Raw genomic sequence first — 17,051 nt, forward strand, 5'->3', positions numbered from 1 at the left:
CGGGGCGTCGGGACGCATCGCCGCTTCCGTCGCCTGTCTGCATGACGGGACCAGGACTCTCGGGGATCACGACCTGGTTCCCGCCAGCGCCCGTTGGCGGAACCCGAGGACGGCCATCTCCACGACCCGGTCGTGCCCCCAGCGCATGAGCGGGTAGGCGACGAGTGCCGCAACGCGCAGGGGGGTGCTTCTCATGTCCAGCGTCCACACGACCGCGACCCTCGTGCCGTCGTCGACGGGTTCGAGGCGGATCTCCGCAAAGCCCCGCACGTCGCCGTCGATCGTCGCCTCGACCACGTGCGGCCTCAGGCACCTCTCCAGCCGGATGTCCAGGCGCAGCCAGTACGGGACCGGTGGGAGGACCGTGCCGTGCAGCTCGTTTCCGGCGACCAGCCCGTCGCTCTCTGCCCCGAAGTCCTGCAGCCAGGCCCACCAGTGCTCGAACTGGTCGAACTGCTCGATGACGTCCCACAGCTCGCCAGGCCTGACCGGGAACCAGAACGCCCCGCGGTAGTCGATCCGGTTCACAGCCGGCTCGCCACCATCGCTGCAGCCAGCGCGACGAGACCGCACGCCACCGCGCGAAGGGCACCCTCCAGCGGCGCGAGCAGGACGTTCCGGTCGACGTCGACCTGCCCGCCGTCACGGCGGACGATGCGTCCGTGCACGGACTGGGTGTGCCGCCGCAGCGTGCGCGCCGGCAGGCTCAACGCTCGCTGCCCGAGGGAGAGGAAGAAGGCTGCCGCCGCGGCCAGCACCGCTGCCGCACCGAGCCGGAAGTCCTGCGCGTAGTAGCCGGTCAGCACCGGGAACGCGCCCCAGCCCAGCGCGAAACCGACACCGTTGTGCAGGATCCCCCCGCCCAGCTCGAGGTTGTAGGCCAGGACCAGCACGACCCCCACCACCACGAACGGCAGCAGCCGCAGCCCGCCGTACAGCAGACCGCCCACGACCGCCGCGGCGACACTCAGGCCGGCAGCGGTCACCAACGCGGCGGCGGGGATGCCCGTCTGCAGCGGTCGCCCGGCCAGCTCGTCCAGGGCGTGGGCCCCGACCCCGACCGCGAGGAAGAACGCGACGAGCGTGCCGCCGAGGCGCCACGCCGTGAAGTGCGGGGCGAGAGCGGCCCCGATCGCGACGTAGGACAGGTGCCAGGCGGTGTACGGCGGGTGCAGCAGGGTCACCCAGTCGCGCACACCGCCGGTGCCGGCGCCGCCCGCGTAGAACGCCGGCCGGTCCTCCGCGCGGGTCACGGCCCGGGCCCCTTCGTCCCCCACATCACCAGGCCACCGCCTCGGCTCATCAGCTGCCAGCCGACATCGCGGAAACCGGCCTGCTCCCAGGCGCGGACGTGCCAGTCGAGCGGGTACCGCCGGTAGTGGGCAGGGATGCTCCTGCCCAGGAACCTGCCCACCCGCCACCACGCGCGCCCGCCGGCCACCCAGCCGGCCACAGGCAGCACCGCAGTGACGTAGAGGCGCCACGCGGCGTGCCAGCCGGCCGCCGGTGGGACGAAGAACTCCAGGCTCGCCATCGTCCCGCCCGGCCGCAGGCAGCGCGTCATCTCCGCGATCGCTTCCGCAGGCTCGTCGACGTAGCGAAGGAGGTACGAGAAACAGACCGCGTCGAAGCACCCGTCGGGGAAGGGCAGCTGCTCGGCCCGCCCGGCGACCAGCACCACCTCGCCCGTCCGGCCGGCTGCCTCCACGTTGCGCCGGCCTCGCCGGAGCATCGGCTCGTTGAGGTCGACGCCGACCACGGTGGCCCCGGTGCGGCGAGCCACGGCCAGCGCCACCCCCGCCGGCCCGGTGGCGACGTCCAGCACGCGGCGCGGCTGCGCCCCCGCGATCCGACCGACGACGGAGCGGCGCCACCGGCGGTCCTGCCCGAACGACAGCAGCCAGCTCAGCCGGTCATAACGGGGTGGCAGGCCGGCGAACACCTCGCGCGCCACCCGGTTGCCGGGCGAGCCGGTGGTTCGCGGCAACGTCATGCCACTCACCCAAGCCCCTGCACCCCCGGCGCTCAAGGGACCATGCTCCCTGGGTCGTCGGCGGTGCTAGCCGGCCTCACGGGCGCGCTGCTGGGCCTGCGCGACCCGGGTGGCCCCACTGACCTGCCAGCGCCGCCACGGCGCGACGCCCTCGATCTCGGTCTCGAGCGCGAAGCTGAGGAACGTCCGGATCAGCACCAGCAGGCCGAGGTTGGTCAGGTCCTGCAGGTTCGGCTGGAGCGCGACCGTGCGCAGCAGGTCGGCCGCCACGAGCACCTCCAGGGCCAGCAGCAGGACCCCGCCGAAGAACTCACGCAGCAGCCGGTATGCCGTGCGCCCCTCCCGGGTCCGCCGCCAGACCCCCCACGAGAGGACGACGGACCAGACCAGCCCGATCGCCAGCTCGGCCGCGGCAATCGCCTCGAAGGCCCTGACCAGGGCGTCCACCACGGCCGTGAAGCTCATCGGGCTCTCCGCACGGTGGACCAGGCCGGGGTCAGGTTGTCGCCGGCTGCTCGGACCCGGCGGGAGCCGCGGTCGCGTGGCCCTTGGGGATGAGGATCGCGGTGACGAAGCCGATGGCCGCGATGACGATCATGATGATCAGCGAGAGCGCGAAGTCCTTGTTGCCAGGGAGGACCTGGGCGGCGAGCACCGAGCCGGCCAGGGCCACGCCGAGCGAGGACCCGAGGTTCGACACGCTGCGCGAGACCCCGGAGATGTCGCCCTGGTCCTTCTCCGGGAACGCCGACTGCACCACGTTGACCGACGAGGTGAGCATGACGCCGATGCCGGCGCCGACGAGGAACAGCCCGGGCACGAACGTCCAGACGCTCGAGTCCGCGCGACCGAGCGCGAGCACCAGCAGCAGCCCGATGACGGTGGCCGCGAAGCCGCGGCGGATCAGGAACCGCTGTGAGCGCCGCTTGGCCAACCGCTCCGCGGCCGCGGCGAGGAGCAGGACGCCGATGGTCGTCGGGGTGAGCATGAGCCCGGTCTGCACGGCGTTGTAGTGGCGCACGTCCTGCAGGAACACCGAGATGACGAAGAAGGAACCCTGCATGGTCAGCCACTGGATGTTCTGCGTCACCAGGCCAAGGTTGGACGTCTTGTTGCGGAACAGCCGGATCGCCACGAGCGGGTCGTGGCCCTTCTTCTCGGTCGAGCGGATGTGCAGGAAGAACCAGGCCAGGAACACCGCGCCGATCGCGAAGAACAGCCACACGGGCGAGATCCCGCCCTTGGGGATGATCACCGTGCTGCCGATGGTGAAGTCCTGGCGCGAGCTGAACCAGCCGTAGGTCGAGGACTGCAGGATGCCGAAGACGACGAAGAACAGGCCCGCGGCGGACAGGATGGCGCCACCGAGGTCGAAGTGCGGGGCGGCACCGACCCGCGGGGGGTCGTCGATCTTGCGGGCCAGGAGCGCCACCACGGCCACGATCAGCACCTGCAGGATGAACGAGGCCCTCCAGCTGATGGCGCTGGTGATCAGGCCACCGATGAGGGGGCCTGCCGCGGCACCGAGCCCTGCCGCGCCGCTGATCATGCCGAAGTACTTGGCCCGGGTCTTGGTGTCGGTGAACAGGACGGTGACCAGGATGTAGATGGGCGGGATCAGCAGCGCCGACCCGACGCCCTCCAGCAGCGAGTAGCCGAAGATCATCAGCGGCAGGCCCTGTGCCAGCGAGGCCAGAAGGGCCCCGGTCCCGTAGATGGCCAGCCCCCACATGAAGCAGACCTTGCGACCCCAGATGTCGGTGAGCTTGCTGCCCGGGATCATCAGGGAGGCCATGGTCAGCGTGAACAGGGTGATGGTGGTCTGCATCCCGACGACGGTCGTGCCGATGTCGTCGGCGATCGTGGTGATCGCGACGTTCATGTTGGAGCCCGCGTAGCTGCAGACGAACTGCGCCAGCGCCAGGGGGAGGACCACCGATCCTGCTGCGGCCACTGCCGGCCGGGCTGCTGCGCTCGTCATCCGCCCATGGTCGGCGCGGGCGCCGCCTGCCGTCGTCATCCAGCCCGGATGATCCAGCACCCGCGAGGTGTGGGCACGCTGGGGACGTGGCTCCGCGCACCGGCGTCGCCTCCGTCCTTCCCGGGATCGTCGACCTCCGGGGGTACCAGCGCGCGTGGCTGCGCGGCGATGTGCTCGCGGGGGTGACCGTCGCGGCATACCTGATCCCCCAGGTGATGGCCTATGCCGGCGTGGCAGGGCTGCCGCCGGTCGCGGGGCTGTGGGCGATCGTGCCGGCCATGGTCGCCTACGTGCTGTTCGGCTCCAGCCGGCAGCTGTCCGTGGGCCCGGAGTCGACCACCGCGCTGATGGCGGCGACCGTGGTCGCCCCCCTCGCGGGGGGCAACGCGGCCCGGTATGCCGTGCTGGCCGCCGGGCTGGCGATGCTGGTGGGGGTGTTCTGCGCGCTGGCGTGGCTGATCCGGCTGGGCTTCGTCGCCGACCTGCTCTCCAAGCCGGTGCTCGTGGGCTACATGGCCGGGGTGGCGGTCATCATGATCGTGGGCCAGCTGGAGAAGGTGACCGGCATCCCGGTCGAGGGCGACACGATGGTCCAGCAGCTGCGCTCCTTCTTCTCCCACCTGGACCAGGTGAAGTGGCCCACGGTCGCCCTGTCCGTCGCCGTGCTGGTCCTGCTCTTTGCGCTGCAACGCTTCCCGCGGCTGCCGGGGCCGCTGATCGCCGTGCTGCTGGCGGCGCTGGCGGTGCCGGTGTTCGACCTGGCCGCGCACGGCATCACGGTGGTCGGCGAGATCCCCAGCGGCCTGCCGAAGCCGCAGCTGCCGCACCTGACGGCCGGCGACATCCAGGAGCTGCTCCTGGCCGCGGTCGGTGTCGCGGTGGTCGGCTACACCGACAACGTGCTCACCGCACGGGCCTTCGCCGACCGCGGCGGCTACGAGGTGGACGCCAACCAGGAGCTGCTGGCGCTGGGCGCTGCGAACGTGGGCGCCGGTCTGATGCAAGGCTTTCCGGTCAGCAGCAGCGGCAGCCGCACCGCCCTCGGCGACACCGCGGGGAGCCGGACCCAGCTCTACACCCTGGTGGCACTGGCCGGGGTGGTGATGGTGCTCCTCGTCGGTGGGGGAGTGCTGGCCAGCTTCCCCAACGCCGCGCTGGGCGCCCTGATCATCTACGCCGCGACCCGGCTGGTGGACGTGCCCGAGTTCCGGCGCATCGCCCGGTTCCGCCGCAGCGAGCTGGTCCTGGCGCTGGTCACCCTCGTCGGCGTGCTCGTCTTCGACATCCTCTACGGCGTGCTCATCGCGGTGGCGGTCTCGGTGGCCGACCTGCTGCGCCGCGTCGCGCGCCCCCACGACGCGATCCTCGGGCACGTCGAGGGACTGGCCGGGATGCACGACGTCGACGACTACCCGACCGCGACGACCGTCCCCGGGCTCGTGGTCTACCGCTACGACTCGCCGCTGTTCTTCGCCAACGCGGAGGACTTCAAGGGCCGGGCGCTGGAGGCGGCGGACGCGGCACCGGACCTGCGCTGGTTCGTCCTCAACGTCGAGGCCAACGTCGAGGTCGACATCACCGCCCTGGACGCCGTGGAGCAGCTGCGCGCCGAGATGGAGCACCGCGGCGTGGTGTTCGGCATGGCCCGGGTCAAGCAGGACCTGCGCGACGACCTCGAGGCGTTCGGCCTGACGCAGAGCATCGGCGAGGAGCACCTGTTCCCGACGCTGCCCACCGCGGTCGCGGCCTACCAGGCGTGGGCGGCCGGTCACCAGCGTGTCGGTGTCGACCCCGAACCCCCCTCACCGGCCTCCTGAGCTCGCAGAGGACGGTTCGTTCGCCGCCGACCGGGTTCGTCACAGATGACCACCGTTGAGAGCGGTGATGTGTGACGAAACCGCGCGAGGAGGGACCCGAGGGAGGAGACCCGAGGGAGAAGACGAGGGAGAAGACAGGTCCGGTGCGGGTCGGCCGGCGGGGCTCGCTCCAGGGAGCTCAGCCCAGCTCCGCCAAGGCCTTCCGGTATGCCGTGTCGTGCCACCCGGCCAGGGCCTCCTCGCGCGCGTGGAGGCGTCCGTAGGTGAAGGCGCTCTCGCCGCGGGCGGTCGCGCGGGCGGCCAGGTCGAGCAGCAGCTCGCGGCAGACCACCCCGTCCTGGTGCTCGCCGAGGACGTCCTGCAGCGCCTTGGCACGGCGGGCCAGCTTCTTCATCGGCTTGCCCAGCGCCGGGCGGGCCGACTCTGCGGCGTAGCGCAGGCGCTTGGCGGCCTTGCGCACCTCGTGCAGGGCCAGGTCGCGGTGCGCCGTGTCCTCGGCCTTGCCCGCCTGTCGGGCCGCCCGCTCGAGCCGCCCGTGGTCCCGACGCAGCAGCGTGGCGACGACCTTGGAGGCCGGCTTGTCGGCGCGTCTGGCCAGCGGGGCGCACAGCAGCTCGTCGAGGGAGTCCAGCAGGCGGAAGTAGCGCTCCGTGTCGAGCAGGGCGAGGCCGTCGCGCAGCCCGGTGGCGAAGCGCTCGCCCAGGTCGGCCTCGATGCTGGCCCGGACCGGGCCGACCACGAGGTCGGCCGGCTCCTGGTCGAGCAGCCGGGAGAGCCGGGCCTGCATCACCTGGATGTCACGGGCCATGTTGAGCCCCAGCCCCAGCCACTGGAGCTCCGCGCGGAGCGCCTGGGCCGGCGCGGGGTCGGCCAGCAGCGGTCGCCAGGTCGCCAGCGTCGAGCGCAGGCGTCGGCTGGCGATGCGCATCTGGTGCACCGAGTCCCCGGCGCCGTGGCGGACCCGGTCGTCCTGGGCCTTGAGGGCCTCCACCTGGGTGGCCAGGGCCAGTCGAAGCACCTCCCCGGCGGGGGAGCGGGGCGAGAGCCGCGGAGGCGGTGGAGCCTGGGGCAGCCTTTCCCCGAGGGCGTGAGCCAGCTTGCTCCCGCTCGCCGAGCGCACCGCTCCGGCAGCGACGACGAGGGTGTCCAGGGCGTCCCACAGCTCGGTGCCCCCGGCGTCGCCCAGCTCCACCTCCCACTCGCGCCATGACGTGGGCCCGGCGGCGGTGCTCCCGCCTTCCTCCCGCAACGGGGACGCCGTGACCTGGTCGTCGACCAGCCAGGCGAGCAGGACACCGCCGTCGCCGATGAGGCGGTGCACCTGCCGGGTCGTGTCCAGGCGCATCAGGGGGGTCACCGGGTGGTCGCGCACGTGCACGCGCACGCGGCCGACCAGCTCGGTCGGGACGGGCTCGCCCTCCTCACCGAGCGGCACCGTCACCTCCTGGCGCTCCTGCTCCGAGACCGGCAGCTTGAGCGTCCACCCGGCGTCGTGTCCGCCGGTGCGCCGGCGCATCGTGATCCGGTGGGTGGCCAGGTCCAGCCGCGCGGTGTCGAGGTAGGTGGCCGCGAGGCGCTCCTCGCTGGGGCCCTCGACGACGGCCACGCCGGGGAGCTGGGCCAGCGCGTGCCGACCGGGGGGCGCCGTCCACGGCTGGACGTCGTACTTGCGCTCGCGCTCGGCGTGGACGGAGGCGGCCATGTCTCATCATCGGTCCGGTCGGGCGGTCCCGCCTCACCTCTACGGACGAGCCGGGTGCAGCACTAATGCGCCGGAGCGGGGACGCCGCGTGCGCCCGCCGACGGAGCACCGGGCGGGGTGCCCGTCCGGGCGGTTCGGCCCCTTGCGTGGCGGCACGGGACGGGCCGACAGTGGCGCTGGTGGGGCACCGACCGGTCCGGGCGGGCACCCTGCCGGTTCCGACGACCCGAGGACCTCGACGTGGACGTGCGCAACCCCGGCCAGGACGCGAGCGCGGCCGACGGCGCCCTCCTGCGCTCGGGGCTGGCGCCGGCCCCGCGCACCCTCATCGACGTCCTTCAGGCCACGGCCGACCGGCACCGCAGCGCCGCGGCCATCGACGACGGGCACACCAGCCTGGCCTACTGGCAGCTGCTGGAGGCCGTCGACGTCCAGGCCGCCCGGCTGGCCCGCGAGGGCGTCGGGGACGGGGACAAGGTGGGCGTCCGGGTGCCCTCGGGCACCGTCGACCTCTACGTGGCGATCCTCGCCGTCCTGCGGGTGGGGGCGGCCTACGTCCCGGTCGACGCCGACGACCCCGACGAGCGGGCCCGGCTGGTGTTCGACGAGGCGGGCGTCGTGGCCGTGGTGGGGGCCGGCGGCGCGGTGGTGCGCCGCACCCCGACCCGCGCGGCGCGGGCCACCCCGACGCCGGAGCACGACGCGTGGGTCATCTTCACCTCGGGCTCCACCGGGACCCCGAAGGGGGTCGCGGTCACGCACCGCTCGGCGGCGGCGTTCGTCGACGCCGAGGCACGGCTGTTCCTGCCCGACGCCCCGCTCGGCCCCGGCGACCGCGTGCTGGCCGGGCTCTCGGTGGCGTTCGACGCCTCGTGCGAGGAGATGTGGCTGGCGTGGCGGCACGGCGCCTGCCTCGTCCCGGCGCCACGAGCGCTGGTGCGCAGCGGCATGGACCTCGGGCCGTGGCTGGTGGCGCAGGGCATCACCGCCATCTCCACCGTGCCCACGCTCGCCTCGCTGTGGCAGGGGGAGGAGCTGCGCGGCATACGGCTGCTCATCTTCGGGGGCGAGGCGTGCCCGCCGGAGCTCGCGGCGCGGCTGGCCCAGCCGGGCCGGGAGGTGTGGAACACCTACGGCCCGACCGAGGCCACCGTGGTCGCGTGCGCCGCACAGCTCACCGGGCGGGGCCCGGTGCGGATCGGGCTGCCGCTGGACGGCTGGGACCTGGCCGTCGTCGACACCGACGGGGTGCGGGTGCCGGTCGGCGGGACCGGCGAGCTGGTCATCGGGGGCGTCGGGCTGGCGCGCTACCTGGACGCGGCCAAGGACCGCGAGAAGTTCGCCCCCAGCCCGGCCCTGGGCTGGGACCGGGCCTACCGCAGCGGCGACCTGGTGCGCCACGAGCCCGAGGGGCTGGTGTTCGTCGGCCGGGCCGACGACCAGGTCAAGGTCGGCGGCCGCCGGATCGAGCTCGGCGAGGTCGACGCGGCCCTGCAGGACCTCCCGGGGGTCACCGCTGCCGCGGCCGCCGTACGCACCACCCCGGCCGGCTCCCCGGTCCTGGTCGGCTACCTGACCGTGGCCCCGGACGGCGGGTTCGACACCGCGGCCGCCCGTGAACGGCTGGCCGAGCGGCTGCCGGCCGCCCTCGTGCCGCTGCTCGCCGTCGTCCCGGTCCTGCCCACCCGGATCTCGGGGAAGGTCGACCGCCACGCCCTGCCCTGGCCGCTCGAGCCCGACGTGGCTCCCGGCGCCGCCGGGCTGACCGGCACGGCCGGCTGGCTGGCCGAGCAGTGGACCAACGTCCTCGGCGTCGGCGTGCGCGGCCCGGACGACGACTTCTTCGCCGACGGCGGGGGCAGCCTCTCGGCGGCCCAGCTGGTCTCGGCGCTGCGGGCCCGCTACCCCGAGGTGACCGTCGCCGACGTCTACGAGAACCCGCGCCTCGGCGCGCTGGCGCAGGTGCTGGAGGAGTTCAGCCCGCCGGTCAGCGCGACGAGCCGCACCGTCGCCCCGACGCCGCGCCGGGCCGGCCTGGTCCAGGCGCTGGCCTCGCTCGTCGCCAGCACGCTGGTGGGCCTGCGCTGGCTGACGGTGCTGGCGCTGCTGGACAACCTCCTGGCCTCGGCGGGCGTGCCCTGGGCCACCCCGGTCTCCTGGTGGTGGGTGCTTGCCGGGTGGGTGGTGCTGTTCACCCCGCCGGGCCGGATGGGACTGACCGTGCTGGTCGCCCGGCTGCTGCTGCGCGGCGTGCGTCCCGGCGCCTACCCGCGGGGCGGCTCGGTGCACCTGCGCCTGTGGTGCGCGGAGGCCTTCGCCGCGGCCGCCGGGGCGGAGAACCTCTCGTGCGCGCCGTGGATCACCCTGTATGCGCGGGCCCTGGGTGCCAGGGTCGGCCCGGACGTGGACCTGCATGCGCTTCCTCCGCTCACCGGGCTGCTGACGCTGGGCCGGGGCTGCGCGGTCGAGCCGGAGGTGGACCTGTCCGGCACTTGGCTCGACGGCGACGTGCTGCACGTCGGCCGGGTCAAGGTCGGGGCCGGCGCCACGGTCGGCGCCCGCAGCTTCCTCGGCCCCGGCTCCCGGGTCGGCCAGGGCGCCGAGGTGGGCGCCGGCTCGGCAGTCCTGGGCTCGGTGCCGCCGGAGGAGCGCTGGGCCGGGTCGCCCGCCGGGTTCGCCGGCGTCGCCCATGCGGACAGCCCGGGGCAGCGGGCACCCCGGTCCCGGACCTGGCCCGCGGTCTACGGCCTCACCGCCGCCGTCCTGGCGACGTTGCCGTTGCTGGCCGCCGCAGGCGGCGCGGCGGTGCTGGGGTGGGCGGTGCGCGATACCGCCACCGTCGGGGACGCCGCGCTCGCAGCGCTGCGATGGGTGCCCGTGGCCACCGTGGTGACCGTGGTCGTGCTGGCGCTCCTCGTCCTCGGCTGCGTCCGGCTGCTCGCGATCGGGCTCACCGAAGGGCACCACCCGGTGCACAGTCGCGTGGGGTGGCAGGTCTGGGCCACCGAGCGCCTGATGGACGAGTCCCGCAGCCTGCTGTTCCCGCTCTACGCCAGCCTCGCGACGCCGTGGTGGCTGCGGGCCCTCGGCGCGCGCATCGGCGCCGGCGTCGAGGCCTCGACCGTGCTGATGCTCCCGAGCATGACGACGGTGGGCGAGGGCGCCTTCCTGGCCGACGACACGATGATCGGCTCCTACGAGCTGGTCGGCGGCTGGCTCCGGGTGGACCGGGCCAAGGTCGGCAAGCGGGCGTTCCTCGGCAACTCCGGCATGACGGCGCCCGGGCTGCGGGTTCCCAAGCGCGGCCTGGTCGCGGTCCTGTCGACCACGCCCGCGCGGGCCAAGGCGGGGTCCTCCTGGCTGGGCAGCCCCCCGGTGAAGCTGCGCCGGCCGTCCTCGGGCGGGGACGAGTCGCGCACCTTCGCCCCGCCGACCCGGCTCAAGGTCGCCCGCGGTGCGGTGGAGGTGCTGCGCATCGTGCCCGTGATGTGCACGGTGGCGCTCGCGGTCCTCGTGCTGCTGGGCCTGCAGGCCGGGGTCGACCGCTTCGGCCTCGCCGTGACCGGGCTGCTCAGCGGCGTGCTGCTCCTGGCCGCCGGCGCCGTGGCCGCCGGGGTGAGCACCCTTGCCAAGTGGGCGCTGGTCGGCCGGATCGGGGTCGGCGAGCACCCGCTGTGGAGCTCCTTCGTCTGGCGCAACGAGCTGGCCGACACCTTTGTGGAGGTGCTCGCCGCCCCGTGGTTCGCCCGCGCCGCGGCCGGCACCCCCGCACTGGCGGCGTGGCTGCGCTCGCTCGGCGCCCGCATCGGGCGCGGCGCGTGGTGCGAGAGCTACTGGCTGCCCGAGGCGGACCTCGTCACCATCGGCACGGCCGCCACCGTCAACCGCGGGTGCGTGGTGCAGACCCACCTGTTCCATGATCGGATCATGAGCATGGACACCGTCACCCTCGGCGAGGGCGGCACGCTCGGCCCCCACGGGGTGGTCCTCCCCGCCGCGTCCATCGGCGAGTCGACCACGGTGGGGCCGGCCTCCCTGGTCCTGCGCGGGGAGTCCCTGCCGGCCAACACGCGCTGGCGCGGCAACCCCGTCGAGCCGTGGCCGGACCCGCGGGCCGGCCAGGACGGGAAGAACCCGCCGGACCGGCCCGACCGGCCCGACCGGCCCGACCGCGCCGGCACGGAGCCGAAGGCCGACGCCCGGTGAGCCAGGGCACCGGACGGCCCAGCCCCGGGGCCACCTCCGCCGGTGACCCCTACGTGCCCGGCCACGGCAACGGCGGCTACCGCGTGAGCCGCTACGAGCTCGACCTGGACTACCGGGTCGCCAGCAACCACCTCGTCGGGCGCGGCCGGCTGTCCATGGTCGCCACCCAGCGCCTGACCCGGTTCAGCCTCGACCTCGGCGGCCTGCGGGTGGGCAAGGTGGCCGTGGACGGGCACCGGCCCGCGCGCTACGTCCACCGCTCCGGCAAGCTGCACGTCACCCCGGCCGAGCCCCTCTCGGCCGGGGCGGTCTTCGTCGTGGAGGTCAGCTGGTCCGGCAACCCGCACCCGCTGCGGTCACCGTGGGGCGAGGTCGGCTGGGAGGAGCTCACCGACGGGGTCATCGTCGCCAGCCAGCCCAGCGGCGCCCCGTCGTGGTTCCCCTGCAACGACCACCCGGCCGAGAAGGCGAGCTACCGCATCACGGTGACCACGGACGCGGCATACCAGGTGCTGGCCAACGGCACGCTGGTCGAGCAGGCGCGGCTGGCCAGCCGGCGGCGGTGGGTCTTCGAGCAGGCCGAGCCGATGGCGACCTACCTGGCCACGGTGCAGGTCGGGCGCTACGACCTCGTCGAGCTCGCCGGGGGACCGGTGCCACAGCGGGCCCTCGTGCCGGATCGGCTGAGGGCGCTGTTCGCCCACGACTTCGGGCGGCAGGCCGAGATGGTGCGCCTGTTCACGCGGCTCTTCGGGGACTACCCGTTCCCGGCGTACGGCGTGGTGGTCACCGACGACGACCTCGAGATCCCGCTGGAGGCGCAGGGGCTGTCGGTGTTCGGCGGCAACCACCTCGACGGGCGGCGCGGGCAGGAGCGGCTGGTCGCTCACGAGCTGGCGCACCAGTGGTTCGGCAACAGCCTCACGGCCGCCTCGTGGCAGCACATCTGGCTGCACGAGGGCTTCGCCTGCTACGCCGAGTGGCTCTGGTCGGAGCACTGCGGCGGGCAGTCGGCGCACGCGCTCGCGGTGCATCACCGCGTCCGCCTCGCGGCGCTGCCCCAGGACCTCGTGATCGGCGACCCCGGTCCGGCGCTGATGTTCGACGACCGGCTCTACAAGCGCGGCGCCCTGACCCTGCACGCGCTGCGGCTGACCGTCGGCGACGGGACGTTCTTCGCCATCCTGCGGGACTGGGCCACGACCCACCGGCACGGCACGGTGACCACCCAGGACTTCGTCGACTGCGCGGTCCGGCACACCGACCTGCCGCTGCACGGGCTCTTCCGCGCCTGGGTGGAGCAGGCCCCCCTGCCCGCGCTGCCGGTCAGTGGCGGCGTCAGGGGCGGTGTCACTGGCGCCCCTGGCGTAGCCGCGCCTGGCTGAGCCGCTCGAGGAGCACCTGCGGGACTGCCTCGGGGTCGCACCGCACCGCCAGGCTCGCGGCGTAGCCCTCGCCGACGTCGAGGTCGCGCATCCCCAGGCACCCCGCCCAGTCCTCGTGGCCGATCCAGGACAGCACCCGGGCCTCCCCGGGCGTGGTGGTGACCGTCAGGGCCCTCGGCTGGACCGACAGTCCGTAGCCGCTGGCCTTGAGCACCGCCTCCTTGCGCACCCACAGCCGGGCCCGGGCGTGCGGGGAGTGACCGGACGGGTCGGCGGCCAGGGCCTTGCGCTCGGCGGCGGACCACGCCACGTCGGCGACGCCGTCCGGGGCGGCCGACACCGCCTCCACGTCGACCCCGACCGGCCCGGCCGGGCTGAGGGCCACGAGGACCCGGTCCGCGGCGTGGGCGATGCTCACCTGCGGCGGACGGGCGCCCTCCACGGCCGCGATGACGGGCCGCCCGTGCCGGTCGCTGCCACACATCGGGCACAGCACCCGCACCCTGACCGCGTCGGGGGAGGTGTCCATGTGCCGGCTCGTGACCAGCCTCAGCAGCGCCCGGCCGGTGGCGAAGCGGGCGCGGTCCTCGCCGCGGCGCAGGGACGCGGCCCGCTCGAGCTCGCCGGGCTGCAGCCAGGACGCAAGAGCCTCCAGTGGCGCGGGCCGGACCCACCAGACCTGCACGACCGGGAGGGCAACCGGTATGCCGACCGGTCGCCCGGGTGCCAGTGTCTCCACCGCGCGGGTGGAGGCGTTCGCGACGGTGGTCGCCGTGGGGGCTGTGGTGGCCGTGGCCGTGGTCGCGGCGGTGGTTGCCCCGGTGGTTGCCCCGGTGGTTGCCCCCGTGGGTGCCGTGGTGGGTGCGCTGTGCGTCATGGTGCTCCCCGGGCTGCTGCCCCTGCCCTCCATCATGACGCGCTCCCGGGTCGGTGGCGCGCCGCGAGGCGATGGGTCCAGCTGCCGATCGTGGCCCCGAGCAGGGCCCCGGCGACCACGTCGCCGGGGAAGTGGACGCCGGACTGCACCCGCGACCAGCCCACCGTCGTCGCCGCCAGGCGCAGGGGCACGGCCAGGGCCGGCAGCTCGGCACCGACGGCCGAGGAGAACGCGAACGCCGAGGCCGTGTGGCCCGAGGGGAACGAGCCCGACGTGGGCATCCGCACCGCGTGCCCGCGGCCGGCCTCCGCGCGGACCGGGCGGTGGCGGCGCAGCACCGGCTTGACCACCAGGTTGGCCGTGGCCGAGGTGGCCCCGACGGCGCACAGGCCGACCAGTGCGCCGCGACGGCCACGGGAGCCGAGCAGGCTGAGCAGGCCGGCGGTGCCGATCCACAGGCGCGACCAGTTGGCCGCGTTGGAGACCTGCCCCAGGGCCCGGTCCAGCGTCGGGGTGGGGGTCCGGGTGACCGTGTCGTGGAGGGCGACGTCCAGCTCGGCGAGCTCGTCCAGGGCCGGGTGCGCCCGGACGGTCTGCTGGGCCTGGCCGAGCCAGGACCGTGCCTGCGTGACCCATGACGGTGTCTGGCCGCCTCGTGAGCGGGCCGGGCCGTGCCAGGACATCACCCGCCCCCGAACGCGAGGTGGCGCAGCCGCACCCAGTTCAGCACCGGTGTCGGCGGCGGGACGCCCGGCCGGGACCGCGGCACCCGCACCCGCAGCGCCTGGGGCCGGATCGTGCACGTCACCGGGGTGGGCAGGATGACCGCCTCGCCGTCGATCCCGACCGGGACCTCGGGGCGGTCCGCGGTGACGACGACCGCCGGGGCCTCCAGCCGGGTCACCCCGTGCTCGTGGGTGAGCCGCAGCAGGCCCACGGCCTGCCGGGCGTTGTCGACGGAGACGGACACCACGCCGAGCCGGCCGGTGTCCAGGCGGGCGCGCCGGCCCATGCCGGCCAGGTCGCCGGTCTCGTAGGGGTTGACGCTCACCAGCACCGCCTGCGGCCCGTCCACGGTGACGCCGTCGGCCTGCGCGCTCAGGTGCGCCCCGCCCCGGCCGGTCAGCAGGTCCGGCAGCATCTCCAGGGTGGTTCCCCGCTTGTCGTCGCGGTACGCCGGGCTCTGCACCACCTCGGCGTAGGCCCCGAACGAGGCGTTGTTGACGAAGGTGCGCCCGGCGATCTCACCGAGGTCGACGTGCAGCTCGACCGCGTCGTCGGTCAGCCCCGCCAGGCAGGTCGAGGGGTCCTCCCGGTCCAGGCCGAGGTCGAGGGCGAAGTGGTTGCGGGTGCCGGCACTGATGACGAGGAACGGCAGGCCGTGCTCGGCGGCCACCCCGGCGACCAGGGCCTGGGTGCCGTCACCGCCGGCGACGCCGAGCAGGTCGGCCCCGGCCGCCACGGCCTCGCGGGCCAGCTCGGCCACGTCGACCGTGCCGGGCCCCTCCAGCAGCGCCACCTCGGCGCCCAGCTCCTGGGCCTTCTCCTTGAGGCCGAACCGGCCCACCTTCCCGCCGCCGGAGCGCGGGTTCATGACGATGAACGGGCGCTTCGGTGGCGGCACCACGTGCTCGGGCATCGGCTGGGCCACATGGTCCCGCGCCAGCGCCTCACGGCCCGCGGCCGCGGCGACCAGCAGCAGCCCGAGCGCCAGGGCGGCCACCCAGAGCAGGTGCTCGCGGATGAACAGGACCGCCAGGACCACGGGCACGGCGACCACCAGCCCCAGGGCGGCCCAGCGCTGCCAGCCGCGGCGGGTCAGGAACCACCACGCCGAGGCGGCCACGAGCATGACGCCGGCGGCGGCGGTGACGAGCAGCCAGAGCGCGTCCACGAGCGCGAACCCGACCAGGGCGAGGGCGGCCAGCGCCAGCGCGGCGAACGCTGTCCGCGCCAGCCAGGCCTGTGCCGCAGAGTGCGAGGCGGGGGCGCCGCCCGGCCGGGCACCCGTCACACCGCGTCGGTGGGCCCCCGGGCTCGCGGTGCCGCTGCTCATGACCGGCCCTTCCCCTTCTGCTTGCCCTTCTTCTTCCGCTTACCGGCTTCCTTGCGGCGCTCGGCGCCCTCCTCCTCGCGGAGCACCTCGGCCTCGAACGGGTCTGCCTCGGCGCCCTTCGGGGCCTCGGCCTCCAGGGCGGCTTTCTCCTGGAGCATCTCCGCGCGGGTGTCGGCGCTGACCGTGGGGTACTGCGGGTCGATGTCCATCAGGGTCTTGACCAGCACCGCGGCCGTGGCCAGCCGGCCGAACCACTTGCGGTCGGCCGGGATGACGTACCACGGCGCCCACTCGGTGCTCGTCGCCGAGAGCATCTCCGAGAAAGCCTCCTGGTAGTCGTCCCAGCGCAGCCGCTCCCGGGCGTCGGCGGGGGAGAACTTCCAGTTGTGGTCGGGCAGGTCGATCCGGCGCAGGAAGCGCACCCGCTGCTCCTCCTGGGAGAGGTTCAGGAAGAGCTTGACCACCTTGAACCCGTTGTCGACCAGGTAGTGCTCCCAGTCGTTGATCTCGCGGTAGCGCCGGTCCCACACGCCCTTGCCCTTGGCCTCGGGCGGCAGCTTCTGCCGGTCGAGCAGCTCGGGGTGCACCCGCACCACGAGGACCTCCTCGTAGTGCGACCGGTTGAAGATGCCGATGTCGCCGCGCTCCGGCAGCTCCCGCGCATACCGCCACAGGTAGTCGTGGTCGAGCTCCTCAGCGGAGGGGACCTTGAAGCCGCGCACCCGCACGCCCTGCGGGTTGACCCCGCTCATGACGTGGCGGATCGTGCCGTCCTTGCCCGCGGCGTCCAGGGCCTGCAGGCACACCAGCACGCCCCACGTGTCCTGGGCGGCGAGCCGTTCCTGGTACTCGCTCAGCAGCTCCACACCGATCTGGAGCAGCTCGCGGCCCTCCTTCTTCTTGACGAAGTCCGCCTTGTATCGCGGGTCGAAGTCCGCGGCGAGGTCCACCTCGCTGCCCGGTTCCACCCGCAACGGCTCGATCGCCTTCGCGATCCGCCTCGCCCGGTCGTCGTGCGCCATGGTGCCGCCTTC

At 74.3% G+C, this 17,051-nt stretch carries 13 protein-coding genes; 3 read left to right on the plus strand and 10 right to left on the minus strand.

The annotated features are described in order from the left end of the window. Nucleotides 1–66: 66 nt before the first annotated feature. The 5 genes from AC3ANM_RS00060 to AC3ANM_RS00080 all read right to left on the minus strand — a co-directional run bounded on the left by AC3ANM_RS00060 (nt 67) and on the right by AC3ANM_RS00080 (nt 3,974). The gene (locus AC3ANM_RS00060; protein WP_488286095.1) at nt 67–528 is read right to left on the minus strand and encodes an SRPBCC family protein; all 462 of its coding nucleotides are present in this window, start codon (nt 526–528) and stop codon (nt 67–69) included. Beyond that, nucleotides 525–1,253, minus strand: coding sequence for a hypothetical protein (locus AC3ANM_RS00065; RefSeq protein ID WP_488286096.1), 729 nt, complete (start codon nt 1,251–1,253; stop codon nt 525–527). Before AC3ANM_RS00065 ends, AC3ANM_RS00060 begins: the two co-directional genes overlap by 4 nt. Next, nucleotides 1,250–1,993 carry a class I SAM-dependent methyltransferase gene (locus AC3ANM_RS00070; RefSeq protein WP_488286097.1) on the minus strand — a complete coding sequence of 248 codons (744 nt, stop codon included), beginning with the start codon at nt 1,991–1,993 and terminating at the stop codon, nt 1,250–1,252. The genes AC3ANM_RS00065 and AC3ANM_RS00070 overlap by 4 nt, the downstream gene beginning before the upstream one ends. 66 nt (nt 1,994–2,059) lie before the next feature. After that, on the minus strand, nt 2,060–2,458 hold the full coding sequence (locus tag AC3ANM_RS00075; RefSeq protein ID WP_488286098.1) for a DUF1622 domain-containing protein: 399 nt from the start codon (nt 2,456–2,458) through the stop codon (nt 2,060–2,062). Nucleotides 2,459–2,489: 31 nt separating this feature from the next. Then, a complete protein-coding gene (locus AC3ANM_RS00080; protein WP_488286099.1) occupies nt 2,490–3,974 on the minus strand; it encodes an MFS transporter in 1,485 nt (494 codons plus the stop codon). A gap of 86 nt (nt 3,975–4,060) precedes the next feature. Between AC3ANM_RS00080 and AC3ANM_RS00085 the strand changes: the two genes are divergently transcribed. Beyond that, nucleotides 4,061–5,791 carry a SulP family inorganic anion transporter gene (locus tag AC3ANM_RS00085; protein ID WP_488286100.1) on the plus strand — a complete coding sequence of 577 codons (1,731 nt, stop codon included), beginning with the start codon at nt 4,061–4,063 and terminating at the stop codon, nt 5,789–5,791. Between the two features lie 178 nt (nt 5,792–5,969). Here AC3ANM_RS00085 and AC3ANM_RS00090 read toward each other — a convergent pair whose 3' ends face one another. Then, nucleotides 5,970–7,493 carry a CYTH and CHAD domain-containing protein gene (locus tag AC3ANM_RS00090; RefSeq protein ID WP_488286101.1) on the minus strand — a complete coding sequence of 508 codons (1,524 nt, stop codon included), beginning with the start codon at nt 7,491–7,493 and terminating at the stop codon, nt 5,970–5,972. A 240-nt stretch (nt 7,494–7,733) separates the two neighbouring features. Between AC3ANM_RS00090 and AC3ANM_RS00095 the strand changes: the two genes are divergently transcribed. Both AC3ANM_RS00095 and AC3ANM_RS00100 read left to right on the plus strand, forming a co-directional pair. Further along, nucleotides 7,734–11,699, plus strand: a complete 3,966-nt coding sequence (locus AC3ANM_RS00095) for a Pls/PosA family non-ribosomal peptide synthetase (RefSeq protein WP_488286102.1) — start codon at nt 7,734–7,736, stop codon at nt 11,697–11,699. After that, nucleotides 11,696–13,084, plus strand: coding sequence for a M1 family metallopeptidase (locus tag AC3ANM_RS00100; protein WP_488286103.1), 1,389 nt, complete (start codon nt 11,696–11,698; stop codon nt 13,082–13,084). The genes AC3ANM_RS00095 and AC3ANM_RS00100 overlap by 4 nt, the downstream gene beginning before the upstream one ends. Here AC3ANM_RS00100 and AC3ANM_RS00105 read toward each other — a convergent pair. From AC3ANM_RS00105 to AC3ANM_RS00120, 4 genes are read right to left on the minus strand one after another with little or no spacing between them, the layout of a single operon-like run. Beyond that, nucleotides 13,050–13,961, minus strand: a complete 912-nt coding sequence (locus tag AC3ANM_RS00105; RefSeq protein ID WP_488286104.1) for a 4'-phosphopantetheinyl transferase family protein — start codon at nt 13,959–13,961, stop codon at nt 13,050–13,052. The two genes, AC3ANM_RS00100 and AC3ANM_RS00105, sit on opposite strands and share 35 nt — an antisense overlap. Nucleotides 13,962–13,993: 32 nt before the next feature. After that, on the minus strand, nt 13,994–14,644 hold the full coding sequence (locus tag AC3ANM_RS00110; protein ID WP_488286105.1) for a phosphatase PAP2 family protein: 651 nt from the start codon (nt 14,642–14,644) through the stop codon (nt 13,994–13,996). Next, on the minus strand, nt 14,644–16,017 hold the full coding sequence (locus AC3ANM_RS00115) for a diacylglycerol/lipid kinase family protein (RefSeq protein ID WP_488286106.1): 1,374 nt from the start codon (nt 16,015–16,017) through the stop codon (nt 14,644–14,646). The genes AC3ANM_RS00110 and AC3ANM_RS00115 overlap by 1 nt, the downstream gene beginning before the upstream one ends. Beyond that, nucleotides 16,014–17,039 carry a polyphosphate kinase 2 family protein gene (locus tag AC3ANM_RS00120; protein ID WP_488286107.1) on the minus strand — a complete coding sequence of 342 codons (1,026 nt, stop codon included), beginning with the start codon at nt 17,037–17,039 and terminating at the stop codon, nt 16,014–16,016. Before AC3ANM_RS00120 ends, AC3ANM_RS00115 begins: the two co-directional genes overlap by 4 nt. Between the last annotated feature and the right edge of the window lie 12 nt (nt 17,040–17,051).

The organism is Oryzihumus sp. JJN4-3R, assembly GCF_057747915.1.

What these genes read in the sequence shown, in the direction of transcription:
- AC3ANM_RS00115 (WP_488286106.1), bottom strand. Translation starts at nt 16,017, where the DNA reads ATGAGCAGCGGCACCGCGAGCCCGGGGGCCCACCGACGCGGTGTGACG.
- AC3ANM_RS00070 (WP_488286097.1), bottom strand. Translation starts at nt 1,993, where the DNA reads ATGACGTTGCCGCGAACCACCGGCTCGCCCGGCAACCGGGTGGCGCGC.
- AC3ANM_RS00110 (WP_488286105.1), bottom strand. Translation starts at nt 14,644, where the DNA reads ATGTCCTGGCACGGCCCGGCCCGCTCACGAGGCGGCCAGACACCGTCA.
- AC3ANM_RS00105 (WP_488286104.1), bottom strand. Translation starts at nt 13,961, where the DNA reads ATGACGCACAGCGCACCCACCACGGCACCCACGGGGGCAACCACCGGG.
- AC3ANM_RS00080 (WP_488286099.1), bottom strand. Translation starts at nt 3,974, where the DNA reads ATGACGAGCGCAGCAGCCCGGCCGGCAGTGGCCGCAGCAGGATCGGTG.
- AC3ANM_RS00090 (WP_488286101.1), bottom strand. Translation starts at nt 7,493, where the DNA reads ATGGCCGCCTCCGTCCACGCCGAGCGCGAGCGCAAGTACGACGTCCAG.
- AC3ANM_RS00075 (WP_488286098.1), bottom strand. Translation starts at nt 2,458, where the DNA reads ATGAGCTTCACGGCCGTGGTGGACGCCCTGGTCAGGGCCTTCGAGGCG.
- AC3ANM_RS00120 (WP_488286107.1), bottom strand. Translation starts at nt 17,039, where the DNA reads ATGGCGCACGACGACCGGGCGAGGCGGATCGCGAAGGCGATCGAGCCG.